Source organism: Nonomuraea harbinensis (assembly GCF_019396385.1).
In the GTDB taxonomy this organism is placed as follows: Bacteria; Actinomycetota; Actinomycetes; order Streptosporangiales; family Streptosporangiaceae; genus Nonomuraea; species Nonomuraea ferruginea.
In genome coordinates this window covers 218504-243688 of sequence record NZ_JAHKRN010000003.1, presented here as the reverse complement: position 1 = coordinate 243688, position 25185 = coordinate 218504, and the positions used below count along the sequence as shown (strand labels likewise).

Sequence of the window (25185 nt, the reverse complement as noted above, 5' to 3'; positions counted from 1 at the left end):
CCGGTCAGGACTCGGCGCGTACCAGGTCCAGCGCCTTCTGCAAATCCTCGGGATAGTCGGTGCCGAACGACATCCACTCCCCCGTCGACGGGTGCTCGAAGGCGAGCGAGACCGCGTGCAGCCACTGGCGGGTGACGCCCAGCCGGGCGGCGAGCGTCGGGTCGGCGCCGTACAGCATGTCGCCCACGCACGGGTGACGCAGCGCGGACATGTGGACCCGGATCTGGTGGGTCCGGCCGGTCTCCAGGTTGATGTCGAGCAGCGACGCCGCCCGGAACGCCTCGATGGTGTCGTAGTGGGTGACGGACGGCTTGCCGCCCGCGACCACCGCGAACCTGCCGTCGCCCGACGGGTGGCGGTCGATGGGGGCGTCGACCGTGCCCCTGAACGGGTCGGGGTGGCCCTGCACCAGCGCGTGGTAGCGCTTGTCGACGGTGCGCTCCTTGAAGGCGCGCTTGAGGTGGGAGTAGGCGTGCTCGCTCTTGGCGACGGCCATCGCGCCCGTGGTGTTGGCGTCGAGCCGGTGCACGATGCCCTGCCGCTCGGCGGCGCCGCTGGTGGCGATCGTGTGGCCGGCGCCGAGCAGCCCGCCGATCACGGTGGGGCCGGTCCAGCCGACGGTCGGGTGGGCGGCCACCCCGATGGGCTTGTTGACCACGATGATGTCGTCGTCCTCGTAGACCACCCGCATGCCGGGCACCGGCTCGGCGACCGGCATCGGCGTGACGACCGGCGGCGGGAGCGTCACGTCCAGCCAGGATCCGCCGCGCACGCGGTCGGACTTGGCCGGTTGCCTGCCGTCGACCATCACCTCCCCGGCGGCGATCAGCTCGGCCGCGCGGGTGCGCGAGAATCCGAACAGCCGGGAGAGCGCGGCGTCGAGCCGCTCTCCCTCCAGCCCGTCGGGCACGGGCAGGCTACGCTGCTCGGCCACTCTTGCCCTCCCTCGTTCCGTCGATCTGGTAGCCGCGCCAGGCCAGGATCACCGCCAGGATGCCGCCGCACACGATGGCCGAGTCGGCCACGTTGAACACCGGGAAGTAGTCGATGACCGGGAAGTTGCCCGGCAGCACCTCGACGAAGTCGACCACGTGCCCCTGCAGCTGGGTCGGCCGGCCGAAGCCGGACGGGTAGCGCAGCAGCCGGTCGGTGAGGTTGCCGAGCGCCCCGCCGAGCAGCAGCCCCAGCGTGATCGCCCACAGCATGCTCACCAGCTTGCGCGCGGTGCGGATGATGGCGGCGACCACACCGGCGGCGATCAGGGTGAAGATGAACGTCATCCCGGTGCCGATGCTGAAGGCGGCTCCGGAGTTGAAGATCACCCTGAACTGGAGGACGCCGGGGATCACCACCAGCGGCGGCTCCCCCTCCAGCGCCTCCAGCACCACGGTCTTGGTGACGAGGTCGGCCACGTAGATGACGGCCGCGAGTGAGGTGAGGACGGCGAGGACCCGGCCCCGCCGCCCGCCCGCCGCTACCGGCGTTCCTCCCTCTGCTTGCACGTCACGCACAGCGTCGCCCTCGGGAACGCCTGAAGGCGTTCCTTGCCGATCGGCTTGTGGCACGATTCGCACACTCCATAGGTCCCTGCGTCGATCCTGGCGATCGCACGTTCGTTCTGCGCGACCAGGTCGCGTGCATTCAGGGTAAGGGCGATCTCGCGTTCCCGCTCATACGTCTTGGCGCCGGCGTCCGCCGTATCGTCGCCGGCGCCCTGGGTGACGTCTCCGGACGCGATCTCGCTCTCGTGGCGCAGGATGTCCGCGTTCAGCTCGTCTATCTCGGTTCGCAGGCTGCCGCGTACCTCGGCCAGTTCCTCGTCCGACCACATCGACGGGGTCGCGGTCTGCGTGACTGCCGCCATGGTTGCCTCCATGCTGTTGGGCGATGCCGATCTCGGGCTGGTCAAGGCCGTGATTGGTGCGGGCAGCCTAGGTTCCTCATAACGGAACGGCAAACGACCCGCCGGACGGATTACCCCTCCCGTACTATCCCGCCTCGCCCTTCTAACTCCTGCCCAGGCGACTCCATTCCCACAAATTTGTCACTTCCAGGACTTCTCCCCCTTGCCTGGTGCGCAGCCTCGAAACCCGGAAGCTTCAGTCTCCGCTCTGCGTTATGGTGTGAACCTGCAAGGCGTTGATGGGGCCCTCTCGCGAGGGGCATCACCCCGGAGCCGCCGGAAGAACGGCTCGATCGAGCTCACTAGACCCGGCAGCAGCCAGAAAGAAGAGGGTCTCACCCAGAGTGAGGCCAAGAAGGGTGGTACCGCGGGGCCGTCGGCCTCGTCCCTTCACGCAACCTGTCTGCAGATCAGAGACGCGTGGAGGTCCCGCCCGACATGTCTTCGCCACCGTTCCGCTCCCTTCCCGCGCAGGTCGACCTGCCCGCGCTTGAGCGTGAGGTCCTGGACCGCTGGCGCGATGGGAAGATCTTCGAGCGCTCCGTCCAGCAGAACGAGGGCAACCCCGCGTGGGTGTTCTACGAGGGCCCGCCCACCGCCAACGGCCTGCCCGGTGTCCACCACGTCGAGGCCCGCGTCTTCAAGGACATCTTCCCCCGCTACAAGTCGATGCGCGGCTTCAGCGTGCCGCGCAAGGCCGGCTGGGACTGCCACGGCCTGCCGGTCGAGGTCGGCGTGGAGAAGGAGCTCGGCCTCTCCGGGAAGCGTGACATCGAGTCCTACGGCATCGCCGAGTTCAACGCCCGCTGCCGCGAGTCCGTGCTGCGGCACGTCGACGCGTTCGAGCAGCTCACCGAGCGGATGGGCTACTGGATCGACCTGTCGACCGCTTACCGGACGATGGACCCCGACTACGTCGAGGCCGTCTGGTGGTCGCTGAAGGTCATCTTCGACAAGGGGCTGCTGTTCCGCGACTTCCGGATCACCCCCTACTGCCCGCGCTGCGGCACCGGCCTGTCCGACCACGAGCTGGGCCAGCCGGGCGGCTACGAGACCGTGACCAGCCCGTCGGTGTTCGTGCGGATGCCGGTCACCTCAGGGCCGCTGGCCGAGCTGGGCGCCAAGCTGCTCATCTGGACGACCACGCCGTGGACGCTGGTGTCCAACACGGCCGTGGCGGTCCACCCCGACGTGACCTACGTCGCCGCCCGCACCGGCGACGGCGAGGTGCTGGTGGTGGCCGAGCCGCTGCTGGCCGCGGTGCTGGGCGACGACGTCACCGAGGTGGCCCGCTTCACCGGCCGCGAGCTGGAGCGCACCCCGTACGAGCGCCCGTTCGAGCTGGTCGACATCCCCGGCGCCCACTACGTGGTGCTCGGCGACTACGTGACCGTCGAGGACGGCACCGGCCTGGTCCACCAGGCGCCCGCGTTCGGCGCCGACGACCTGGCGGTGACCAAGAAGTACGCGATGCCGGTGGTCAACCCGATCGGCCCCGACGGGCGTTTCCTGGACGACGTGCCCATGGTGGGCGGGGTGTTCTTCAAGGACGCCGACGAGCGGCTCACCGACGACCTGCGCGAGCGCGGGCTGCTGTTCCGCGGCGGCCACTTCGACCACAGCTACCCCCACTGCTGGCGCTGCCACACGCCGCTGCTCTACTACGCGCTGCCGTCGTGGTACATCCGCACCACCGCGGTCAAGGACCAGATGCTGGAGGAGAACTCCAGGACCAACTGGTTCCCCGACACGATCAAGTGGGGCCGCTACGGCGAGTGGCTGCGCAACAACGTCGACTGGTCGCTGTCGCGCTCCCGCTACTGGGGCACGCCGCTGCCGCTCTGGGTCTGCTCGGCCGACGAGTCCCACGTGACCTGCGTCGGCTCGCTGGCGGAGCTGGGCGAGCTGGCGGGCCGGAACCTCTCGTCGCTCGACCCGCACCGGCCGTTCGTCGACGACGTGACCTTCCCCTGCCCGTCCTGCTCGGCCGAGGCACGCCGGGTGCCCGACGTGATCGACGCCTGGTACGACTCGGGCTCCATGCCGTTCGCCCAGTGGGGCGAGGCGGGCAAGCCCGAGGGCGTCTACCCGGCGCAGTTCATCTGCGAGGCGACCGACCAGACGCGCGGGTGGTTCTACTCGCTGATGGCCGTGGGCACGCTCGTGTTCGGGCAGTCCTCGTACGAGAACGTGCTCTGCCTCGGGCTCATCCTGGCCGAGGACGGCCGCAAGATGAGCAAGCACCTGGGCAACGTGCTGGAGCCGATGCCGCTGATGGACCAGCACGGCGCCGACGCGCTGCGCTGGTTCATGGCCTGCGCGGGCTCGCCCTGGTCGGCCCGCCGGGTGGGGCACGGCGCGCTGGAGGAGATCGTCCGCAAGGTCCTGCTGACCTACTGGAACACCGCCTCCTTCTTCACGCTCTACGCCAACGCCGAGGAGTGGTCGCCGGCCGATCTGGCCTCGGCGCCGCCCGCGGCCGAGCGGCCGCTGCTCGACCGGTGGGCGCTGGCCGAGCTGCACCGCACGGTCGCCGAGGTGACGGCCGCGCTCGACGTGTACGACACGCAGCGGGCCGGGCGCAGGCTGGCCGACTTCCTGGACGACCTGTCCAACTGGTACGTGCGCCGCTCGCGCCGCCGGTTCTGGCAGGGGTCGCGGGAGGCCTTCGCCACCCTGTACGAGTGCCTGGAGACGGTCACCCGGCTGATGTCGCCGCTCACGCCGTTCGTCACCGACTACCTGTGGGACGTCCTGCGCGCCGAGGACCAGCCGTCCTCGGTCCACCTGACCTCCTGGCCGGCGGTGCGCGAGGAGCTGCTGAACCCGGCGCTGTCGGAGCAGATGGCGCTGGTGCGGCGGCTGGTGGAGCTGGGCCGCTCGGCCCGCGCCTCCTCCGGCGTGAAGACCCGCCAGCCGCTGCGCCGCGCCCTGGTGGGGGCGCACGGCTGGCCGGCGCTGCCGGGCGAGCTGCGCGGCCTGGTCGCGGACGAGCTGAACGTCCAGGCGCTGGAGGACATGTCGGGCTTCAGCGCCGACCTGGTCTCCTACACGGTCAAGCCGAACTTCCGGGCGCTGGGCAAGCGGTTCGGGTCGCGGACCAAGCTGGTGGCCGCCGCGGTCGGCGCCGCCGACGCCGCGTCGGTGGCGCGCACGCTCCGCTCCGGCGCGACCGTGACGCTGGCGGCGGGCGAGCTGGGCGAGGTGACGCTCGGCCCCGACGAGGTGATCGTCACCGAGCAGCCGCGCTCCGGCTGGGCGGTGGAGACCGGCGCGTTCGACACCGGCACTGGCGAGACGGTGGCGCTCGACCTGGAGCTGACCGACGAGCTGCGCCGGGCCGGGCTGCTGCGCGAGGTGATCCGCCTGGTGCAGGAGGCCCGCAAGGCGACGGGCCTGTCGATCACCGACCGGATCTCCCTCTGGTGGCGCTCGTCCGACCCCGACCTGGCCGAGGCGCTGCGCGCGGGCGCCCAGGTGGTCGCCGACGAGGTGCTGGCCACGTCGGTGACGGAAGGCGACGAGCCGGGCCTCCCGGAACACACCGACGCCGATCTCGGCCTCACCTTCCGGCTCCGCCGCGCCTGACGGTGCAGGACCCAGTCCGGCGGGGAAGGTGTCCTTCCCCGCCGGGCGCGTCAAACCTCGGCGGAGCCGCCGACGGGCAGCCGCCGGAACTCGGCGGCGGCCCGCTCACCCTCGCCGGCGAGCACGCCGTCGAGGACCTTGAGCCCCCACTCGTTGAGCAGCCCGTCGTGGATCGCGTACGCGCGCCGCGGCCGTACCGCCCGCAGGTAGCGGATCAGGTCGGGCACCGTCATCCACGGTGCCTGGCCCGGCACCAGCAGCGTCGGCACCTCCACGACGGTCAGCGCGTCGCCCGGGTGGAACACCTCCCCGTCGACCAGGAACCCCACGTTGTCGACCGGCGGCACGTCGGGATGGCTGACGTGGTGCTTCTCCCCCAGGACCGCCACCCGGAACCCGGCCACGTCCAGCACGTCGCCGTCCTTCACCACCCGCACCCGGTCGCCGAGCTCCGTCAGGTGCCGCGCCACCCCCGGACAGGTGTACACGGGCAGGTCGGGACGCTCACGCAGCCGCTCGGGGGCGAAATGGTCGAAGTGCTCGTGCGTGATCAGCACCGCCTCGGCGCCCTCCAGCGCCTCGGGCTCGGGCGTCATCACCCCCGGGTCGATGACCAGGGCCCGGGAGCCCTTCTCCAGCCGTACGCAGGCGTGACCGTACTTGGTGATCCTCATCGACCCATCCTGCCGCCCTTTCACCCTGGTCGCGCGTCCGCTACCAGGGGCGGGCCAGCCGCTCGCGCGTGGTGTCGAGCAGCAGGTCGAGGAAGGCGGCGCTGAGGGCGTCGGGAGCGGCGCGGGTGTAGGCGGTGAGCTCGCGGGTCACCCCGGGCACCGGCTTGAGCGTGTGGCCGTCGTAGCCGGCCGGCACCACATTGGCGGGGATCAGCGCGGGCCCGAGCCCCGCGGCGGCCAGGATCGGCGCGGACGCCGTCTGCTCGGCCCTGACGGCGATCTTCGGCTGGAAACCCGCCGCGGCGCAGGCGCGGTCGAGGATGTCGGCGAGGCCGTTGCCGGGCGCGTAGTGGACCCAGCGCCGCTCCCGCAACTCCTCCAGGCGGGCCTCGGCCGCCTGCCGGCCGGCCAGCGGGTCGTCCCGCGAGACGGCGATGACGAACTCCTCCTCGCCGAGGGTCTGCACCGGCCCGGACCAGCCGTGCGGGCGGGGGCCGATGGCCAGGTCGGCCTGCCCGCCGGCCATCGCCTGGGCGAGCTCGTCGGCGTGCCGGTGCTCGAACAGCCGCACGTCGACGCCCGGATGGCGGCGGCTCCAGACCCGCAGCGCGGCGGGCAGCACGCCCAGGCTGACCGAGTAGACGGCCGCCAGCCGCAACTCACCCCCGCTGAGCCCGGCGGCCCGGCGCACCGCGGACACCGCACCGGCCGCGTCCGCCAGCGCGGCCCGCGCGTGGGGCAGCATGGCCCGCCCGGCCGGGGTGAGGGTGACGCCGCGCGGCGACCTTTCGAGCAACGCGGCCCCGATCGCCCGCTCCAGCGCCTGCACCTGGTGGGACAGGGCGGGCTGCGTGACGTGCAGGAGCTCGGCGGCGCGGGTGAAGGACCCTTCGTCCACGACCGTGACCAGGTATTCGAGTTGCCGCAAGCTGATCATGCACAGAACTTATCAGGACGATAGAAACTATGAGTTGGCCCTATAGAGGACACTCGCCCCAGACTTGTACCGGACAGGCGGAATGGGCCCATGACGGCACCGACGCGGCGGCCGGCTCACACCCAGCGCGAGCACGGCCTGGGGCCGCTGCTCCGAAAGGCCGCCAAGGGCGGCGACACCATCATGAAGAGGAGAAAAGATGAACAGCGTCCAGCGGAAGGTCGCCCTCGTCGTCGGCGCCCAAGGGGTGATCGGCCGCAACCTGGTACAGCATCTCGACGCCCTCGGCGACTGGGAGGTGATCGGGCTCTCGCGTCGCGGCGGCGAGACCACCGGCCGGGTCCGCCAGGTGTCCGTCGACCTGCTCGACCGGGACGACACCGCCAAGAAGCTCAGCGGGCTCACCGAGGTGACCCACGTCTTCTACGCCGCCTACCAGGACCGCCCGACGTGGGCCGAGCTCGTGCCGCCCAACCTGGCGATGCTGGTCAACGTGGTCGACGCGATCGAGCCGGTGGCGCCCGGTCTGACCCATGTCAGCCTCATGCAGGGCTACAAGGTGTACGGGGCGCACCTGGGTCCCTTCAAGACCCCGGCCCGCGAGTCCGACCCGGGCCACATGCCGCCGGAGTTCAACGTCGACCAGCAGGCGTTCCTGGAGAGGCGGCAGCGAGGGGCGGGCTGGACGTGGAGCGCCCTCCGCCCGTCGGTCGTGTGCGGATTCGCCCTGGGCAACCCGATGAACCTGGCCATGGTGATCGCCGTCTACGCGGCCGTCTCCAAGGAACTCGGCCTGCCCCTGCGCTTCCCCGGCCGCCCGGGCGCCTACGACAAGCTGCTGGAGATGACCGACGCCGGCCTGCTGGCCAAGGCCACCGTCTGGGCGGCGACGGACCCGCGCTGCGCCAACCAGGCGTTCAACATCAACAACGGCGACCTCTTCCGCTGGAACGAGATGTGGCCGAAGATCGCCCGCTTCTTCGACCTGGAGGTGGCCGATCCGCTGCCCATGTCACTCCAGGTGGTCATGGCGGACAAGGAGCCGCTCTGGCGTGAGATGACCGGGAAGTACGGGCTCGAACCGCACTCCTACGAGGAGGTGTCGTCGTGGGCGTTCGGCGACGCCGTCTTCTCCTGGGACTACGACGTGATCGCCGACGGCTCCAAGGCCCGCCGCTTCGGCTTCCACGAGTTCGTCGACACGGAGAAGATGTTCCTCGACATCCTCACCGACCTCCGCACCCGCAAGATCATCCCCTGACCCGACGAGTCCCGCAAGATCACCCCCGAGCCAACCTGTCCCGCAGGATCACCCCCCAGCCGACCGGTCCCGCAGGATCGGCTCTGCCAGTTCAAGGCCCGCACAGCGCCGCGCCGTCCGGACTCCCCCGACACGGGCACTGCGCGGACAACGCCCCGACTCACTCTGGGGCACCCCGTCGGAGCGGTCCGGACGTTGTCGCGGGGATGACCTACGGTCAGCTGACGGTCTCGTGAGCGTGCTGGCAGACGGAGCAGGGGGTCAGACCCGCCGCCTCCGCCTGGTTGCGGGTCATGGTCTCCACACCCGAGTCACCCGCCCCCTTGATCAGCGGGCAGGCGGTGCTGTGGTAGCGACGGGTGCCGACGATGACCTTGACCGTGCCGGACCCCTTGGCCCCGCTGTCACCGTTCGCCGCCTCGGCAGGCTCTTGGTCGCGCGCATCGTCGGCGTCCGAACTGTCACCTGGCGCGGTCCTGCCGTTCTCCGCCTTGTCTTCGGACGGACGGGTGTCACGAGAAGCGGCGCCCTTGGGCAACGGCCCCTGAGCCTTGGCGGACTCGGCCGACGACGGCGGCCGCTGCGCCCCAGCCGGGGACGCGGCCTCGAACAGGGAACGCGTCCTGACAGTCTTCTCCGTCGCGGAAGCCGACTCCCCCTCGGAGGAACCCGCTACGGACGAGTCGCCTCCGCCCTTCTCACGTGACACGCCCTTCTCACCCGCGTCGTCCCGAGACGCCCCCCGATCACCCTTGGCGGAACCACCCACAGCCGAGGCACCAGGCTTCTTCTCCCGAGACTCGGCCCGATCATCCCGGCCGGCACCGGTCACAGACGAGGCACCGCTCCCGGACTTAGCAGACGCAGCCCGATCACCCTTCACAGAGCCACCGCTCCCGGACTTCTCCTTACGGGGCGTAGCCTGGTCCCCTCTCCCCGACGGGGTACCGCCTGTGGCGGGATCCCCCGTACCGGAGGGCTTCCCCTGTGCGGGCCGGTCACCCGAGCCCTCACGGGAACCCGACGCGGGCGCGGGAGGCACCGGCGTGCCGGCGGCGGTCACGCGGGGTTGCGGGCGGGTGTCAGGCCCGGAGTCCGGCTCGTCCGCCTGCGCGGAAGTCGCGTACGGACGCTTGCCCTGCTCCTGGGACGACCGGCCCGCACTCTGGGTACCACGACCGGGCCCTTGCGGCGAGGAGCCGGATCCCGACGCCGGACGACCCGGCTCGTGCGGGGACCGGGAACCGCGCCCGGGCTCCGGGTCGTCGCGCTCCGGACGGTCCTGCCTGGACGAGCGGCTCTCCGCAGACGGACCAGAAGGACGACCCTCGAACGAGCGGCTCTCCGCGGACGGACCAGACGGACGGCCCTCGGACGGGCGGCCGCGCTGCTGGACGGGGCGGGTCTGCTCGGCGGTGGGGGCGCCGGGACGGGAACCCTCGGGCTCCGGCGCGGCGGCGGACGGTTCGCCCTTGCCCGCGGGCGGCGGCGCGTCCTCGGTGGTGCGGCCGAACCAGCCCGCTTCGGCGGGCGACGCGGCGGACTCCTGAGCGGGGGTGGCGGGCTCCGGCGGAAGCACCGGCGGCCGGAGGTCACGGGTCGGCTCGGAGGGGTCTGCGAGGCTCTCAGCGGGGACCGCGGGCGCCGAGTCGTCGGCGGGGGGCAGTTGCCGCCCGCCGAGCGCGGCGTCGGGCAGGCAGGCGGTGCAGGGCGTGAAGCCCTCTTCGCGAGCCTCCTCGTAGGTGAGCTCCTCGTGATCCCGCCCGGCCAGCTGGCGGCAGCCTCGGACGTGGTATCGCTTGCGCCCGGGGATCACCAGCACGATCGCGTCGGGGGAGATCCCCCCGGCCGCGGGCCGGTGCGGCGTGGGGACGCCGGGCGCGGGCGACGGCACGGTCGCCGTCCGCGGGTAGGGCTGCGGACGGGACGGCGGCGCGCCCATGGGGCCGGTCTGGGCGTACGGCGGGACGCCAGGAGGCACGAGCCCTGCCGGCGGAGGAGGGGTGGCCGGCATCGCGGCCTGCCCACCACCGGGAAACAGCTCGTGACGCCGCAGCAGCGCTCCGATCACGAGGAACAGCGCGGACAGCACGCTGACCACGATGGACCACATGATCAGGAACGGCTTTGCCAGTACGAAGCCCGCGATCAGCAGAATCACTGCCGCGAGCACCAAACCAGCACTGATAAGGATCACTAGGGGCTCTTTCGAGTGACGGGTCCTTGGTGTGACCCGCTACACCTTACCGGCGCTCGTTGTGGGGGCCGTCGCTGCCGGGGAAGGCGCCTTGCGGGGCCTCGCCGCCGAACGGGTTGGGGTTGCCGGGCAGAGGCTGCTGACCGCCCTGGGGCACGGCGTGCGACATGGCCGGCGCGCCGGAGGGACCGCCCGACATGACCGGGAACCCGCCGCTGCCCTCCGCTGAGACGTTCAGCTCGGCGAGCTGGTTCTCCAGGTAGAGCTTGAGGCGGCTGCGGTACTCGCGCTCGAAGCTGCGCAGCTCCTCGACCTTGCGCTCGAGCTCGTCGCGGGTCTGGACGAGGGAGCCCATCGCCTGGCGGTGCCGCTCCTGGGCGTCGCGCTCGAGCGTCTCGGCGCGGGCGCGGGCGTCGCCGATGACCTGCTCGGCCTGGCGGCGGGCCTTGGTGAGGATCTCGTCGGCCTCGCGGCGGGCGCGGGTCACCGTCTCGTCCGCCTCCCGGCGGGCGTCGGCGATCGCCTGGTCGGCCGTCTGCTGGGCGAGGGCGAGCACGCGGGCGGCGGTGTCCATGTTGTCTTCGGCGGGCGGCATGTTCATGCCCACCGGGACCGGCTGCGGCTGCTGATGCTGCGGCGGCTCCGGCGCGCGCATGGGCTCCGGCTGGGGCGGCGCCATCATCTCAGGCTTGGGCTGCTCCTGCACGGGCGCGGAGGCCATGGGCATGTTCATGCCACCAGGCACTTTGCCGCGCATGCACTCGGAAAGCTTGGCACGCAGCTCTTCGTTCTCTTGGATCAAGCGGTCAAGCTCAGCCTCGACTTCGTCGAGGAAGGCGTCGACCTCTTCCTCGTCGTAGCCCGGTCGGAGCCGGGTGGTACTGAACTGCTTGTTCCGCACATCAGCGGGCGTAAGCGGCATTTTGGTCTCCTTGGCGCGCTTGGAGTCTGTCCGGAGGGACGGTCACCCGAATCACTTCAGCGCGGACACGAGTTGGATCATGACCGGGTGCCCTGCAGACCTCGTCACGGACCGAACGATCCTACGACGTTGATCAAGATCAACACGACGATGAAGAGGACTGTGAAGCTTAGGTCAAAGGCCACCGTACCCAACCGCAGTGGGGGAATGAAACGGCGGAGGAACTTGAGAGGCGGGTCGGTCGCGGTGTACGTGACCTCCGCCAGCACGAGCACGACCCCGGTGGGCCGCCACGAGCGGGCGAACGCCTGCACCGTCTCGAAGATCATCCTGCCGATGAGAAGCACCAGGTAGAGAGACAGGACTACGACCAAGATCTGGCTGACTATCCCCACGGTCCGGCCGCGCCTCCACTTCTGATGTACTCCCCCGGTCTCGGCGAGACCCGGTTGAGTCCGATTGACATACAGAGCACTCTAACTCTGGTTGAAGAACCCGCGTTCCGCGATTCGAGCCTTGTCCTCGGCGGTCACCTCGACATTGGCAGGGGACAACAGGAACACCTTGTTGGTAACACGTTCAATGCTTCCATGTAGGCCAAAGACCAGACCTGCCGCGAAATCGACGAGCCGTTTTGCGTCGCTGTCGACCATCTCAGTCAGGTTCATGATGACGGGGGTGCCGTCACGGAAGTGCTCGCCGATGGTTCGGGCTTCATTGTACGTGCGGGGATGCAGGGTGGTGATCCGGGCCAGGTCGGTGGTACGGCGCTCAAGGACAGTGGTGGCCGGCCTGGGGGCGGGAACGGACGGATCGGTGTCCTCCTCCCGGTCCTGGACCGTGACAGGCCGGTCCTCGCCCGCGCGCTGGACGTCGTCCTCGTACGGGTAGTCGTCGGGGTAGGTCTCGTACCTCTCGTAGCGGTCGTCCTCCACGAGACCGAGGTAGACCGCCATCTTGCGCATCGCGCCGGCCATCGCTAAGTCGTCCTCCTGCTCATGGTCGCACTCGCTCGGGCCTGTCGCCGGGTCCGAGGCGGTAGCCGTACCCCCTTGGAGCTCACCGCTGATCGACCTCTACCGGATCATGGGCCTGAAGACCCACTTGAGGGGACATTACCTGACGAAGAGCTTCCGACGGCCGAGCAACGCCGTACCGACCCGCACGTGTGTCGCGCCGTGGGCGATGGCCTCCGTCAGATCGTCGCTCATCCCCGCGGAAATCATCGTGGCACGTGGGTGCCCCTCCTGTACGGCCACCGCGACATCACGCAGCCTCGCGAACGCCTTGGCCGGATCCTCGCCCAGCGGCGCCACCGCCATGACCCCGCCGAGCCGCAGACCGGGAGCGCCGGCGATCAGGTCGGCCAGCGCCGGCACGTCGGCCAGGACGGCGCCGCCGCGCCCCGGGTCGTCGTCGAGCGCCACCTGCACCAGGCAGCAGACCTCCCTGCCCCGCTTGACGGCCTCCCCGCTGATCGCCCTCGCCAGCCGGGGCCGGTCCACCGAGTGGATCACGTCGGCGTACCCCACCACGGAGCGGACCTTGTTCGTCTGCAACTGACCGACGAAGTGCCAGGTCAACGGCAGGTCGGCGCACTCGCGCGCCTTCGGCGCGGCCTCCTGGTCGCGGTTCTCGCCCACGTCGCGCAGGCCCAGCCCGGCCAGGATCCGCACGTCGTCGGCCGGGTACGTCTTGGTCACGGCGATCAGCGTCACCTCGTCCCGGTCCCGCCCCGCCGCCCGGCACGCCGCGGCGATCCGCTCGTCCACCTCGGCCACGCGCGAGGCGATCTCTTCCTTCCGCACGCCTCTCCTTCCTGTCAGCCCATTTTCCCCCGCACACCACGCACCCGCCTGGGGGGAGGACCCCCGGGACGCCCTGTCGCCCCGCCCTCCACCGGCAGCCCCGCGAACGGGGCCTGACATGGCGGCGCCGCTCCCGTACCGCGTCACGGGTGCGGAAGCGGAGGGAGCGGCGGCCGGGTGGAACGGTTACTTGAGGAAGTCGGGGACGTCGAGTTCCTCCTCCTGCTCTTCGAAGACCACCGGACGACGTTTGCCGGGCTCCGACATGCGGGAGGTGATGGGCGTGGGCGGATTGGCAGGCTCCGGAGCGGGGCGCGGGATCGACACCGGACCGGAAGGCCCGTCAGCCGGCGTCTCGTCGGCGGAGGAGGCCGGGGCGGGGTCCTGGACGCTCTCCGCCGGGCGCACCGGCTCGGGGCGGGGCTCCGGGCGCGGCTCGGGGCGCGGTTCCGTACGGGACTCCTGGCGGAAGTCCGTGCGGGGCTCCGGCCTGAAGTCGGAGCGCGGCTCGGGACGGGGCTCGGGACGCGGCTCCTGGCGGAAGTCGGAGCGCGGCTCCTGGCGGAAGTCCGTACGGGGCTCCGGCCTGAAGTCGGAGCGCGCCTCGGGGCGCGCGGGCTCCGGCTTGGGCGGCGTCGGCGCGCTGGAGCGCAGCCCGGACGGCGGCACGCTGGAGGCGGCGCCGGTGCCGCTCGCGGCGGTGGCGGGGCGGGTCTGCGGGCGCGGCGCCTGCTTGTCGTTCTGCGGCACGTCGTCGAACCCCGCGGCGATCACGGTGACCCGCACCTCGTCGCCCAGCGCGTCGTCGATGACCGTGCCGAAGATGATGTTGGCGTCGGGCGCGGCCGCCATGGACACGAGCTGCGCCGCCTCGTTGATCTCGAACAGGCCGAGGTCGGAGCCACCCGCGATCGACAGCAGCACGCCGTGGGCGCCGTCGATGCTGGCCTCCAGCAGCGGGCTGGAGACGGCCATCTCGGCGGCGGCCACCGAGCGGTCGTCGCCGCGCGCGTGGCCGATGCCCATGAGCGCCGAGCCGGCGCCGGACATGACGGACTTCACGTCGGCGAAGTCGAGGTTGATCAGACCGGGCGTGGTGATCAGGTCGGTGATGCCCTGCACACCGGAGAGCAGCACCTGGTCGGCGGCCTTGAACGCGTCGAGGACGCTGACCTGCCGGTCGGAGATCGACAGCAGCCGGTCGTTGGGGATCACGATGAGGGTGTCGACCTCGTCGCGCAGCGTCTCGATGCCGGCCTCGGCCTGCATGGCCCGGCGGCGGCCCTCGAAGCTGAACGGCCGGGTGACCACGCCTATGGTCAGGGCGCCCAGGGAGCGCGCGATGTTGGCCACGACGGGCGCGCCGCCCGTGCCGGTGCCGCCGCCCTCACCCGCCGTGACGAAGACCATGTCGGCCCCCTTGAGGACCTCCTCGATCTCCTCGCGGTGGTCTTCGGCCGCCTTGCGCCCCACGTCGGGGTTGGCCCCCGCGCCGAGGCCGCGCGTGAGCTCGCGGCCCACGTCCAGTTTGACGTCGGCGTCACTCATCAGCAGCGCCTGGGCGTCGGTGTTTATCGCGATGAACTCGACGCCCTTGAGTCCCTCTTCGATCATCCGGTTGACGGCGTTGACTCCGCCGCCGCCGATGCCGACGACCTTGATGACCGCGAGGTAGTTCTGCGGTGCTGCCACGACGAGGGGCCTTTCCGCTCGTTGACTTGCCATTTCGGTGCGGATTGTCTCCGCGTCTTGTCAGTTCGGGTAACTCTCAACCTCAAGTTGAGATTTAGATTTATGTCAACCTGAGGATTGATACGGACAGTAGGAGTTACGCTCCGGGCGGGTCAACTAACCGCGCCGCAAGCACGTCCGGCGTGTCGCGGGCTGTCCGTTTCGCTCTGACGTCTTGCCTGGTCGGGTACTCCCTGCCGCTCTACCCGATCTACAGGCTCTCACGTCGCGCCTGCTGCCCGGCACAGGCTCGGCGACACGCCTGGCGGGAAGTCGCCGTGTTTCCCGGGTACGCGCGATGCTTCGCGGCGTCTTATCCGGAATTGGATCACTTGAGGGTCACCACGTCCGGAGAGCTCACGTCGTACACCTCGGCCTTACGCTTCAACAGGCTCCGCAGGATGCGCGCCTTGGCCTCGGGCCGGTCGGTGCCGCCCCAGACGACGGTGCGCCCGTCGGACAGGCCCAGGGTGACGTCCTCCCCCGTCGTGGCGCTGACCTGGCGAACCCGCCCCGAGATGCTCGCCGGCAGGCCGCGCACCACGTCCAGCGCCGCCATGGTGGCGGGGTCGCCGACGGCCGGACTGGCCACCTTCAGCACCGGCAGCATGGGCGGCGCCACGTCGCGCAACTCGATGACCGCCCCGGTCTTGTCGATGACGGCGATCTTGTCTCCGGCCGGGATCTGCGCGACCGGCTCCCGCTCCACCACCTCGATCCGGAGCGTGGCGGGCCAGACGCGGTCGACCTTCGCGGAGGCGACCTGACGGATGCCGCGGACCCGGTCCTCGACCTGTGCCAGGTCGACGGTGGCCAGGGGGTGCAGATCGGGCACCGCCGCGGCTTTCCTCACCACATCGGGCGCTAGTGTGACATTTCCCACGATCTCCACCGTCCGGACTCCGAGCACCGGCGAGAAGAACACCAGCCACGCCGCCGTGCCCACCACGCCGGCGGTGAGCAGGACCAGGAAGACCTTGCGAGCGGTCACCGCGCCCCCGGCTCAGCGCGACAGGGCCGCGACGATCCGCGGCCCCAGCTCGGTGACGTCTCCGGCGCCCATGGTGAGCACGAGGTCGCCCGGCCTGGCCCGGCCCGCGACGAAGTCGGCCACCGCCGACCGGTCCGGCACGTACGCCACCCGCTCGGCGGGCAGCGGGACCAGACCGGCCACCAGGGCCCCGGACACGCCCGGCTCGGGATCCTCGCGGGCGCCGTACACGTCCAGCACGATCGCCTCGTCGGCCAGCCCGAGCGCGGTGCCGAACTCGTCGGCGAAGAAGCGGGTGCGCGAGTAGAGGTGCGGCTGGAAGATCGCGATGACCCGGCCGTCGCCGGAGTAGGAGGCGACCACGTCGCGCGCCGCTCTGAGGTCGGCGGCCAGCTCGGTCGGGTGATGGGCGTAGCTGTCGAACACCACGACCCCGCCGGCCTCGCCCTTGGCCTCGAAGCGCCGCTTGGCCCCGGTGAAGGCCGCCAGCCCGTCTCTGATCTCCTCGAACGGCAGGCCCAGCTCATCGGCCACGGCGATCACCGCGGTGGCGTTGAGCGCGTTGTGCGCCCCGGGGACGGCCAGCCGCACCTCGCCCTTGCTCGCGCCCGGCCCCTCGATGGTGAAGACGGTGCCGAACCCGTCGGGCCTGACCCCGGAGATCCGGTAGTCGGCGGCGGTCCCGTACGTCACCACGCGCTTGCCGCGGCGGCGGGCCACCTCGGCCACCTCGGCCGCGCCCGGGTCGTCGGCGCAGACCACGAGGAGCTCGCCGACCCGGTCGACGAACCGGGCGAAGCTGTCGTGCACGGCGCGCGGGTCACCGTAGTTGTCGAGATGGTCGGCCTCCACGTTGGTGACCACGGCGATCTCCGGGGCCAGCATGAGGAACGAGCCGTCGCTCTCGTCGGCCTCGGCCACGAACACCTGGCCCGAGCCCTCGTCGGCGCCCAGGCCGGTCGTGACGAGCTGGCCGCCCACGCAGTAGGACGGGTCGGCGCCGCACTTCTGCAGGGCGACGGTGAGCATCGAGGTGGTGGTGGTCTTGCCGTGGGTGCCGGCGATCGCCACGCCGGTGCGGCCGGACATCACGGCGGCGAGCGCGGCGGCCCGCGGGATGACCCGCAGCCGCTGCTTGAGCGCCTCGCCCAGCTCGGGGTTGGAATCGCGGATGGCGGTGGACACGACCACCGTGTCGACGTCCTTGATGTGCGAGGCGGCGTGGCCGATGTGCACGGTCGCGCCCAGCTCGCGCAGCTCGGTGACCAGCTCGCCGCTGCGGGCGTCGCTCCCGGACACGCGCACGCCGCGCTTGAGAAGGATGCGCGCGATGCCGGACATGCCCGCACCGCCGATGCCGATGAAGTGGACCCTGCCCAGTTCTTCCGCGGCGACGGGATCGACCAGCTTGACGAGACTCATCGGACTATCTCCAACACTTTCCTGGCGAGCGTGACGTCCGCGTCCTTCGTGCCCAGCGCCGAGGCCGCCTCTGACATGACGGCGACCCGTTCGGGGTCGTGGAGAAGGGGCAGCACGTGATCAATGATCCAATCAGATGACAGTTCGGCGTCGTCCACCAACATGCCGCCCGCGCCCGCCGTGACGCGCTCGGCGTTCATCCGCTGCTCGCCGTTGCCGTGCGGCAGCGGCACGTACGCGGCGGGCAGGCCGACGGCGGTGAGCTCGGCGCAGGTGAGCGCGCCGCTGCGGCACAGCGCCACGTCGGCGGCCGCGTAGGCGAGGTCCATCCGGTCGAGGTACGGCAGCAGGACGTACTGAGGGTCGCCGGGCGGCGGCTCGTGCTCGACGGTGTTCTTGGCGCCGACCACGTGCAGCACCTGCACCCCCGCGGCGCGCAGGGCGTGCGCGGCCGCCAGCGCGGCGTCGTTGATCGACCTGGCGCCCTGGGAGCCGCCGAACACCAGCAGCGTCGGCCGGTCGGTCTGCAGCCCGAACCAGGAGCGGGCCCTGTCGCCCATGGACAGCCGGTCGAGCTCGACGATCTGGCGGCGCAGCGGGGTGCCGATGTATTCGGCCTTGGCGATCGAGGCGTCGGGGAAGCCGGTGAAGACGTGGTCAGTGAGCTTGGCGCCGAGCCGGTTGGCCAGGCCGGGCTTCGGGTTGGCCTCGTGAACCACGATCGGCAGGCCGCGCCGCTTGGCGGCGAGGTAGGCGGGGGTGGCGACGTAGCCGCCGAAACCGACCAGGATGTCGGCCCGCGTCCGGTCGAGGACGGCGGCGACCGCGTTGACCGCCCCGGCGAGGCGGCCGGGGACGGTCAGCAGCTGCGGCGTGAGCGCCCTGGGCAGCGGCACGGCCGGCACCAGCTCCAGCTCGTAGCCCCTGGCCGGGACGAGACGGGTCTCCAGCCCCCGCTCGGTGCCCACGCAGGTCACGCCGATGCTCGCGTCGAGGCGGCGCAGCGCGTCGGCCAGGGCGAGCGCCGGCTCGATGTGCCCGGCCGTCCCGCCACCGGCGAGGACCACCCTCATGTCGGTCACTCCCTAACGTCTTCCTCGGCCTCTGGTCATACCCCCCAGGCCAAGCCAGCTTAGGGCCCGCACGGCCGGTCCGGGGCCACGCGCGGCCAGAGCCTCACGCGCCCCCGGCTCCCGCTTGGCGAACGACAGCAGCATGCCCAGCGCCGCCAGCGTGGGCAGCAGCGCGGACCCGCCGTAGGAGACCAGCGGCAGCGGGATGCCGGTGATCGGCAGGACCCCGAGCACCGCGCCCATGTTGACGATGGCCTGCCCGACGACCCAGGCCACGACCGCGACGGAGACCAGCCGGACGAACGCGTCGTTGACCCGGGAGGCCACCCGCAGCCCGGCGTACCCGAGCAGGCCGAACAGCGCCACCACCAGCAGCGTGCCCATCAGCCCGAGCTCCTCGCCGAGGATGGCGAAGATGAAGTCGCTCTCGCCGTGCGGCAGCCAGTCCCACTTCTGCCTGCTGCTGCCGAGCCCGAGCCCGAACCAGCCGCCCGAGCCCATCGCGATCTGCCCCTGCACGGCCTGGTAGCCGGCGCCCTGCGCGTCGGCCCACGGGTCGAGGAAGGCGCCGACGCGGGCCAGCCGGTAGGGCTCCACGGTGATCATGATGACGGCGGCCAGCACGGCGAGCGAGAGGATGCCGCCGAACAGCTTGACCGGCGCCCCCACCACCCACAGCAGCGCCAGGAAGATCAGGAACAGCACGAGCGTGGTGCCGAGGTCGCTGCCGAGCATGACCAGGATGGCCAGGATGGCGGTGCCCGGCAGCAGCGGGATGAGCATCTGCCGCCACTCGATGCGGCCCTTGCGCACCCGCCGCGCCAGCAGGTCGGCCCCCCACAGCGCCAGCCCGAGCTTGGCCGGCTCGGACGGCTGGACGGTGAACGGGCCGAAGTAGATCCACCGCTGCGCGCCCAGCTCGGACGAGCCGATGAACAGCACCAGGACCAGCGCGATGATCGACAACGCCATCAGCGGATAGCCCATCCACCGGAAGAACCGGTAGGGCAGCTGCGTGAAGAACCACATGATGGGCAGCCCGACGGCCGCCGACAGCGACTGCTTGATGAACCAGTAGAACGGGTTGCCGGTCTCCTGCATCGCCTCGATGCTGGAGGCGGAGAGCACCATCATCAGCCCGAGCGCGAGCAGCAGCAGGCTGCACCCGAGGATCAGGTAGTAGGTCGCCAGCGGCTTGTCGAGGAGCTCCTTGAGCGTGCCGAGCCGCTCGCGGGCCCAGGTGGACGGCTGCTGCGTGGCGGCCGGGCGGGCGGGCTCGGCGCGTTCGCCGGTGGCCGTGCTCACGTGCCCGCCGCCAAGGCGCGTACGGCTCGCGCGAAGGCCTCCCCTCGGGCCGGGTAGCCGGGGAACATGTCCAGCGAGGCGCCCGCCGGGGCGAGCAGCACGGTGTCCCCGGGGGAGGCGAGGCGGGAGGCTTCGGTCACGACACGGTCCATCACACCAGTGTCCTGACCTTCGATGTCCACGACGGGGACATTCGGCGCGTGTCGCGCGAGAGCTTCGGCGATCCTGGCCCGGTCGGCGCCGAGCAGGACGGCCCCGCGCAGCCGCGGCGCGGCCTGGCTGACCAGGTCGGCCACGTCGGCGCCCTTGAGCTGCCCGCCGGCCACCCACACGATCGACGGGTAGGACGCCAGCGCGGCCGCGGCAGCGTGCGGGTTGGTGGCCTTGGAGTCGTCCACGTAGTCGACCTCGGCGACCCTGGCGACGTGCGCCAGCCGGTGCGGGTCGGGCGTGAAGTCCCGCAGGCCCTGCCGCACCGCTTCCGCCGGCACGCCGAACGCGCGGGCCAGCGCGGCGGCGGCCAGGGCGTTGGCGACGTTGTGGGGCGCGAGCGGGCGCACGTCGGCGAGCGTGGCGAGCTCCTCGGCCGCCTCCACGGGGTCGCCGACGAAGGCCCGGTCGACCAGCAGGTCCTCGACCAGGCCGACCTGGCCCGGCCTGGGGACGCGCAGCGTGAACCCGACCGCGCCGGGGTACGGCCCGGCCAGCCTGGCGCACTCCGGGTCGTCGGCGTTGTAGATCACGGTGCCGGCCCGTTCGAAGACGCGCCCCTTGGCGGCCGCGTAGGCGTCCATCGAGCCGTGCCAGTCGAGGTGGTCGGGCGCCACGTTGAGCACGGCCGCGGCGTGCGGGGCGAGCGTGGCCGACCAGTGGAGCTGGAAGCTGGACAACTCGACCGCGAGCACGTCGTACGGCTCGCGCACGGCTTCGACGACGGGCACGCCCACGTTGCCGACGGCGGCGGCCTTGTGACCGGCGGCGGTCAGCATGGCGGTGAGCATGCGCACGGCGGTGGTCTTGCCGTTGGTGCCGGTGAGCGCCAGCCAGGGGGCGGGCTCGGCGGGCCGCAGCCGCCAGGCGAGCTCCACCTCGCCGATCACCTCGACGCCCGCCGACAGGGCGGCTGCGATCAGCGGGTGGTGCGGCGCCCAGCCGGTGGTGACCAGCCGGGTGGTGCCCTCGGGCAGCGACAGCGGGCCGAGCCGGACCTCCACGCCGCGGCCGGACAGCTCCGCCGCCGCGGCCAGCTGCCGCTCTCCCCCGCCGGACTCCACGACCACCACGCGCTCGCCCCGCCCGGCGAGGGCCCTGGCGACGGCGGTGCCGGACACGCCCAGCCCGGCGACGCAGGTGAGACTCATCAGCGGGGCATCCATTCGACGTAGAACAGGCCGAGCCCGAGCGCCGCGCACAGGCCGGCGATCAGCCAGAAGCGGACCACGATCGTGGTCTCGGCCCAGCCCTTGAGCTCGAAGTGGTGCTGCAGCGGCGCCATCCGGAACACCCGTTTGCCGGTCATCTTGAAGAAGCCGACCTGGATGATCACCGACAGCGTGATGACCACGCAGAGCCCGGCGAGGAGGATGAGCAGCAGCTGGGTGCGGGTGGCGATGGCCAGGCCGGCCAGCACGCCGCCGAGGGCCAGCGAGCCGGTGTCGCCCATGAAGATCTTGGCGGGCGGGGCGTTCCACCACAGGAAGCCGACGAGCGCGCCGAGCACCGAGGCGGCGACCACGGCCAGGTCGAGCGGGTCGCGCACCCAGTAGCAGTTGGGGCCGAGCTGGTCGATGCAGTTGTTGCGGAGCTGCCAGTTGCCGATGAGCACGTACGCGCCGAGCACCACGCCGGTGGCGCCGCTGGCCAGGCCGTCGAGGCCGTCGGTGAGGTTCACCGCGTTGGAGAACCCGACGATCATGATGAGCACCCAGATGGTGAACCCCACGATGCCGATCGACGGCCCGAAGTCGCGCAGGAAGGAGAGCCGGGTGTCGGCGGGGGTGATCTGGTAGATGTTCGGCTGCTGGGTGACCAGCACGGCGAAGATCGCGCCCACGATGAGCTGGCCGAACGCCTTGGCACCGCTGCGCAGGCCGAGGCTGCGCTGCTTGTAGATCTTGATGAAGTCGTCGAGGAAGCCGACGGCGCCGAGCCCGGTCATCAGGAACAGCACGAGCAGGCCGGAGGCGGTGACCGGCTCCAGCGTGGCCAGGTGGGAGGCGCCGTAGGCGAGCAGCGAGCCGAGCACGATGACGGTGCCGCCCATGGTGGGGGTGCCGCGCTTGCCGTGGTGGCCGGACGGACCCTCCTCGCGGATCTCCTGGCCGTAGCCGCGCCTGGAGAACACCCGGATGGCCAGGGGGGTGCCGAGCATCGACAGGACGAGCCCGACGGCGCCGGCGATGATGATGTTGGTCACCGGCCTGCACCTCCCAGCAGGAGCTCGGCGGTGCGCTCCAGGCCCATGGCGCGCGGGCCCTTGACGAGCACGACGTCGCCGGGGCGCAGCCACGGGCCGAGCTCGCCGGCGGCGGCCTGGGCGTCGGGCACGTGCACGATGCGGGGCAGCGGGGTGCCCGGGGGCCCGCCCCGCTGCGCCTGCTCGGCGCCCGCGTGGGCGCCTTGGAGCACTGGGCCCGCGTCGGGGCCGGCCACGATGAGCCCGGTCAGGCCGCCCGCGCCGGCCAGGCGGCCGACCTCGGTGTTCAGCGCCTCGCTGTCTTCGCCCAGCTCGCGCAGGGCGGCGATGACCGCGAACCGCCGCCGGTCGCGCCCGAGCACGGCGAGCGTCTCGAACGCGGCCCGCATCGAGTCGGGGTTGGCGTTGTAGGCGTCGTTGACGATCGTCACGCCGTCGGGGCGGTCGGTGACCTCCATCCGCCACCGGCTGCGGGGCTCGGCCGCCGACAGCTCCTCGGCGATGGCGGCGACGGGCAGGCCCAGCTCGTAGCCCGCGGCGGCGGCGGCCAGCGCGTTGTCGACCGCGTGTGCTCCGTACAGCCTGAGCCTGGCGGGGGCGGCGCCGGAGGGGGTGCGGAGCGTGAACGAGGCGCGCCCGCGCTCGTCGGCGACGACGTCCTCGGCGCGGATGGCCGCGTGCTCGCCCCGCCCGAACAGGGTGACGCGCGCGTCGGTGCGCGTGGCCATGGCGTGGACCAGCGGGTCGTCGGCGTTGAGCACCGCGACGCCGGTGCGCGGCAGCGCCTCGACCAGCTCACCCTTGGCCTTGGCGATGGCCTCCTTGCCGCCGAACTCGCCGATGTGGGCGGTGCCGACGTTGAGGACCACGCCGATCGTGGGCGGGGCGATGCGGGCCAGGTCGGCGATGTTGCCGATGTGGCGGGCGCTCAGCTCCAGCACCAGGTAGCGGGTGTCGAGGCCGGCCTTGAGCACGGTGAGCGGGTGGCCGATCTCGTTGTTGTGGTTTCCGGCCGGGGCGATCGTCGGGCCGATCCTGGCGGTCAGCCGCGCGAGGAGGTCCTTGGTGGTGGTCTTGCCCGCCGAGCCGGTCACCCCGATCACGGTCGCGTTCGGCAGCGACGCGGCCTGCGCGGTCGCCAGCTCGGCCAGCGCGGCCGTGGTGTCGGGCACGATGACGGCGGGCGCCTCGACCGGGCGGCCGGCCAGCACCGCGACGGCGCCGGCCCGCACGGCCTGCGCCGCGTAGTCGTGCCCGTCGACGCGGGCGCCTCTGAACGCGACGAAGAGGGATCCCGGCTCGACGGCCCGCGAGTCGATCACGACGGGGCCGCGCACCACGGCGCGGGGGTCGGCCATGCCCGACAGCGCGCCCGAGGTTATCTCGGCGATCCTGGCCAGAGGCAACGGGATCATTCGTACTTCCTGCTTTCCTTGCGTGCGTCGATCGCTGCGGCGACCACCTCCCTGTCGTCGAAGGGGATCACCTCGCCTGAAACGTACTGGCCCTGCTCGTGGCCCTTGCCTGCCACGACTATGACGTCACCGCGCGTGGCGCGGTTCACCGCGAGGTCGATGGCGGCCGCGCGGTCGGGCTCAATGATCACATGAGCGCGCTCCTCGCGGGGCACGCTCAGCGCCCCTTCCATCATCTCGGCCAGGATGGCCAGCGGATCCTCGGAGCGGGGGTTGTCGCTGGTGAGAACCGCCACATCGGCCAGCCGCGCGGCGGCCTCGCCCATGAGCGGCCGCTTGCCCCTGTCGCGGTCGCCGCCGCAGCCGAGCACGACGGTGAGCCGGCCCGCGGTGACCTCGCGGAGCGAGCGGAGCACCGACTCCACGGCGCCGGGTTTGTGCGAGTAGTCGACGACGGCCTGGAACTCGTCGCCGGAGCCGGTGACCCGCTCCATCCGGCCGGGCACCCCGGTGAGGGTGCCGACGCCGTGGACCGCGGTCTGCAGCGGCACGCCGGCCTCGACCAGGGTGACGACGGCGCCGAGGGCGTTGGCGACGTTGAACGGGCCGGGCAGCGCGATCTGCGCGTCGGCCTCGACGCCGCCGGGGCCGACGATCCTGAAGGCGCTGCCGTCGGCGCCCAGCCGGGCGTCGAGCGCCCGCCACTCGGCGCCTGGGTCGCCCTGGGCTGAGAACGTGGTCATCGGCACCTTGGCCAGGCGCAGCAGCTCGCGGCCGTAGGGGTCGTCGACGTTGGTCACGCCGATCCGGCTCAGCTCGGGCTGGAAGAGCTTGGCCTTGGTGGCGAAGTAGTCGTCGAGGTCCTTGTGGAAGTCGAGGTGGTCCTGCGACAGGTTGGTGAACAGCGCCACGTCGTAGAAGACGCCGTCGACGCGGTTGAGCGCGAGCGCGTGACTGGAGACCTCCATGGCGGCCGCGGTGACGCCCTGCTCGCGCATGAGCGCGAACAGGCCGTGCAGATCCGACGCCTCCGGGGTGGTGAGCCCGGCCTCGAAGCACAGGTCGCCGGCGTGGATCTCGACGCCGCCCACCAGGCCGGTGCGCAGGCCCGCCGCGCGCAGCCCTGCCTCCAGCAGGAACGTGGTGGTGGACTTGCCGCTGGTGCCGGTGACGCCGAGGACCGTGATGTCGCGGGCCGGGTGACCGTAGACCCAGGCGGCGACCTGGCCGAGCAAAGCGCGCGGATCGGGCACGACGAGCACCGGCAGGCCGGTGGCGACGGCCGCGTCGCGGCCCGCGGCGTCGGTCAGGACGGCCACGGCGCCGCGCGCCATCGCCTCGGCGGAGAAGTCGGCGCCGTGCGCGCGCTCACCGCGCAGCGCGACGTAGAGGTCTCCGCGCCGCGCCTGGCGGGAGTCGTGGGTGACGCCGGTGAGCGCGGCGTGCGGCGACCGCGCGGTGCCGGTCTCGGCATCGAGCATGGTCGCCAGCGCGGTCAGCGGGCGCGGCGGGCTGTCGGTGGGACGCATGGACGGGGGACGC

21 protein-coding genes are annotated in these 25185 nt (G+C 71.8%); 2 read left to right on the top strand and 19 right to left on the bottom strand.

The genetic code is table 11. The features are described from left to right. Positions 1-4: 4 nt before the first annotated feature. From KME79_RS04595 to KME79_RS04585, 3 genes are read right to left on the bottom strand one after another with little or no spacing between them, the layout of a single operon-like run. Positions 5-934, bottom strand: coding sequence for an RluA family pseudouridine synthase (locus tag KME79_RS04595; RefSeq protein ID WP_219543423.1), 930 nt, complete (start codon positions 932-934; stop codon positions 5-7). After that, positions 918-1511 carry a signal peptidase II gene (locus KME79_RS04590; RefSeq protein ID WP_372452400.1) on the bottom strand — a complete coding sequence of 198 codons (594 nt, stop codon included), beginning with the start codon at positions 1509-1511 and terminating at the stop codon, positions 918-920. The genes KME79_RS04595 and KME79_RS04590 overlap by 17 nt, the downstream gene beginning before the upstream one ends. Next, on the bottom strand, positions 1475-1876 hold the full coding sequence (locus tag KME79_RS04585; RefSeq protein WP_148032663.1) for a TraR/DksA family transcriptional regulator: 402 nt from the start codon (positions 1874-1876) through the stop codon (positions 1475-1477). The genes KME79_RS04590 and KME79_RS04585 overlap by 37 nt, the downstream gene beginning before the upstream one ends. A gap of 465 nt (positions 1877-2341) precedes the next feature. Here KME79_RS04585 and ileS point away from each other — a divergent pair, with 465 nt between their 5' ends. Beyond that, positions 2342-5491 (top strand): isoleucine--tRNA ligase, encoded by a 3150-nt coding sequence (gene ileS, locus KME79_RS04580; RefSeq protein WP_219543422.1) that lies wholly within the window; start codon positions 2342-2344, stop codon positions 5489-5491. 50 nt (positions 5492-5541) lie between these two features. On the opposite strand, the gene KME79_RS04575 is transcribed toward ileS, so the two are convergent. Then, positions 5542-6165, bottom strand: a complete 624-nt coding sequence (locus tag KME79_RS04575; RefSeq protein ID WP_219543421.1) for an MBL fold metallo-hydrolase — start codon at positions 6163-6165, stop codon at positions 5542-5544. 40 nt (positions 6166-6205) lie between these two features. Beyond that, entirely contained in the window at positions 6206-7102 is an 897-nt protein-coding gene (locus tag KME79_RS04570) for a LysR family transcriptional regulator (RefSeq protein WP_219543420.1), read from the bottom strand. 199 nt (positions 7103-7301) lie between these two features. Between KME79_RS04570 and KME79_RS04565 the strand changes: the two genes are divergently transcribed. Further along, positions 7302-8363 (top strand): SDR family oxidoreductase, encoded by a 1062-nt coding sequence (locus KME79_RS04565; protein ID WP_219543419.1) that lies wholly within the window; start codon positions 7302-7304, stop codon positions 8361-8363. A 217-nt stretch (positions 8364-8580) separates the two neighbouring features. Here the strand turns inward: KME79_RS04565 and KME79_RS04560 are convergent, their stop codons facing one another. The 14 genes from KME79_RS04560 to KME79_RS04495 form a co-directional block, all read right to left on the bottom strand. Then, entirely contained in the window at positions 8581-10524 is a 1944-nt protein-coding gene (locus KME79_RS04560) for a hypothetical protein (RefSeq protein WP_219543418.1), read from the bottom strand. Positions 10525-10606: 82 nt separating this feature from the next. Continuing rightward, positions 10607-11482 (bottom strand): DivIVA domain-containing protein, encoded by an 876-nt coding sequence (locus tag KME79_RS04555; protein WP_148032668.1) that lies wholly within the window; start codon positions 11480-11482, stop codon positions 10607-10609. Between the two features lie 104 nt (positions 11483-11586). Then, positions 11587-11877, bottom strand: a complete 291-nt coding sequence (locus KME79_RS04550; RefSeq protein ID WP_148032669.1) for a YggT family protein — start codon at positions 11875-11877, stop codon at positions 11587-11589. 81 nt (positions 11878-11958) lie between these two features. Continuing rightward, entirely contained in the window at positions 11959-12459 is a 501-nt protein-coding gene (locus KME79_RS04545; RefSeq protein WP_148032670.1) for a cell division protein SepF, read from the bottom strand. 138 nt (positions 12460-12597) lie between these two features. Next, positions 12598-13290: a YggS family pyridoxal phosphate-dependent enzyme gene (locus KME79_RS04540; RefSeq protein WP_308248787.1), complete on the bottom strand. Its 693-nt coding sequence runs from the start codon at positions 13288-13290 to the stop codon at positions 12598-12600. Positions 13291-13476: 186 nt separating this feature from the next. Continuing rightward, positions 13477-14982 carry a cell division protein FtsZ gene (ftsZ, locus tag KME79_RS04535; protein ID WP_219543416.1) on the bottom strand — a complete coding sequence of 502 codons (1506 nt, stop codon included), beginning with the start codon at positions 14980-14982 and terminating at the stop codon, positions 13477-13479. 367 nt (positions 14983-15349) lie between these two features. Then, a complete protein-coding gene (locus KME79_RS04530) occupies positions 15350-16012 on the bottom strand; it encodes a cell division protein FtsQ/DivIB (RefSeq protein ID WP_148032673.1) in 663 nt (220 codons plus the stop codon). Between the two features lie 12 nt (positions 16013-16024). After that, positions 16025-17434 (bottom strand): UDP-N-acetylmuramate--L-alanine ligase, encoded by a 1410-nt coding sequence (murC, locus tag KME79_RS04525; protein WP_219543415.1) that lies wholly within the window; start codon positions 17432-17434, stop codon positions 16025-16027. Next, entirely contained in the window at positions 17431-18507 is a 1077-nt protein-coding gene (gene murG, locus KME79_RS04520; protein WP_219543414.1) for an undecaprenyldiphospho-muramoylpentapeptide beta-N-acetylglucosaminyltransferase, read from the bottom strand. The genes murC and murG overlap by 4 nt, the downstream gene beginning before the upstream one ends. 12 nt (positions 18508-18519) lie before the next feature. Beyond that, on the bottom strand, positions 18520-19812 hold the full coding sequence (ftsW, locus tag KME79_RS04515; RefSeq protein ID WP_219543413.1) for a putative lipid II flippase FtsW: 1293 nt from the start codon (positions 19810-19812) through the stop codon (positions 18520-18522). Further along, positions 19809-21173, bottom strand: a complete 1365-nt coding sequence (murD, locus tag KME79_RS04510) for a UDP-N-acetylmuramoyl-L-alanine--D-glutamate ligase (protein WP_219543412.1) — start codon at positions 21171-21173, stop codon at positions 19809-19811. The genes ftsW and murD overlap by 4 nt, the downstream gene beginning before the upstream one ends. Beyond that, a complete protein-coding gene (gene mraY, locus KME79_RS04505) occupies positions 21173-22228 on the bottom strand; it encodes a phospho-N-acetylmuramoyl-pentapeptide-transferase (protein ID WP_148032678.1) in 1056 nt (351 codons plus the stop codon). The genes murD and mraY overlap by 1 nt, the downstream gene beginning before the upstream one ends. Further along, on the bottom strand, positions 22225-23643 hold the full coding sequence (locus tag KME79_RS04500) for a UDP-N-acetylmuramoyl-tripeptide--D-alanyl-D-alanine ligase (RefSeq protein WP_219543411.1): 1419 nt from the start codon (positions 23641-23643) through the stop codon (positions 22225-22227). Before KME79_RS04500 ends, mraY begins: the two co-directional genes overlap by 4 nt. After that, the gene (locus KME79_RS04495; RefSeq protein WP_219543485.1) at positions 23640-25172 is read right to left on the bottom strand and encodes a UDP-N-acetylmuramoyl-L-alanyl-D-glutamate--2,6-diaminopimelate ligase; all 1533 of its coding nucleotides are present in this window, start codon (positions 25170-25172) and stop codon (positions 23640-23642) included. Before KME79_RS04495 ends, KME79_RS04500 begins: the two co-directional genes overlap by 4 nt. Positions 25173-25185: the final 13 nt, after the last annotated feature.

Coding starts and splice junctions, on each gene's coding strand:
- KME79_RS04495 (WP_219543485.1), bottom strand. CDS start 25,172: ATGCGTCCCACCGACAGCCCGCCGCGCCCGCTGACCGCGCTGGCGACC.
- KME79_RS04545 (WP_148032670.1), bottom strand. CDS start 12,459: ATGGCCGGCGCGATGCGCAAGATGGCGGTCTACCTCGGTCTCGTGGAG.
- KME79_RS04565 (WP_219543419.1), top strand. CDS start 7,302: ATGAACAGCGTCCAGCGGAAGGTCGCCCTCGTCGTCGGCGCCCAAGGG.
- KME79_RS04570 (WP_219543420.1), bottom strand. CDS start 7,102: ATGATCAGCTTGCGGCAACTCGAATACCTGGTCACGGTCGTGGACGAA.
- KME79_RS04575 (WP_219543421.1), bottom strand. CDS start 6,165: ATGAGGATCACCAAGTACGGTCACGCCTGCGTACGGCTGGAGAAGGGC.
- ileS (WP_219543422.1), top strand. CDS start 2,342: ATGTCTTCGCCACCGTTCCGCTCCCTTCCCGCGCAGGTCGACCTGCCC.
- KME79_RS04500 (WP_219543411.1), bottom strand. CDS start 23,643: ATGATCCCGTTGCCTCTGGCCAGGATCGCCGAGATAACCTCGGGCGCG.
- KME79_RS04585 (WP_148032663.1), bottom strand. CDS start 1,876: ATGGAGGCAACCATGGCGGCAGTCACGCAGACCGCGACCCCGTCGATG.
- KME79_RS04555 (WP_148032668.1), bottom strand. CDS start 11,482: ATGCCGCTTACGCCCGCTGATGTGCGGAACAAGCAGTTCAGTACCACC.
- murC (WP_219543415.1), bottom strand. CDS start 17,434: ATGAGTCTCGTCAAGCTGGTCGATCCCGTCGCCGCGGAAGAACTGGGC.
- murG (WP_219543414.1), bottom strand. CDS start 18,507: ATGAGGGTGGTCCTCGCCGGTGGCGGGACGGCCGGGCACATCGAGCCG.
- murD (WP_219543412.1), bottom strand. CDS start 21,173: ATGAGTCTCACCTGCGTCGCCGGGCTGGGCGTGTCCGGCACCGCCGTC.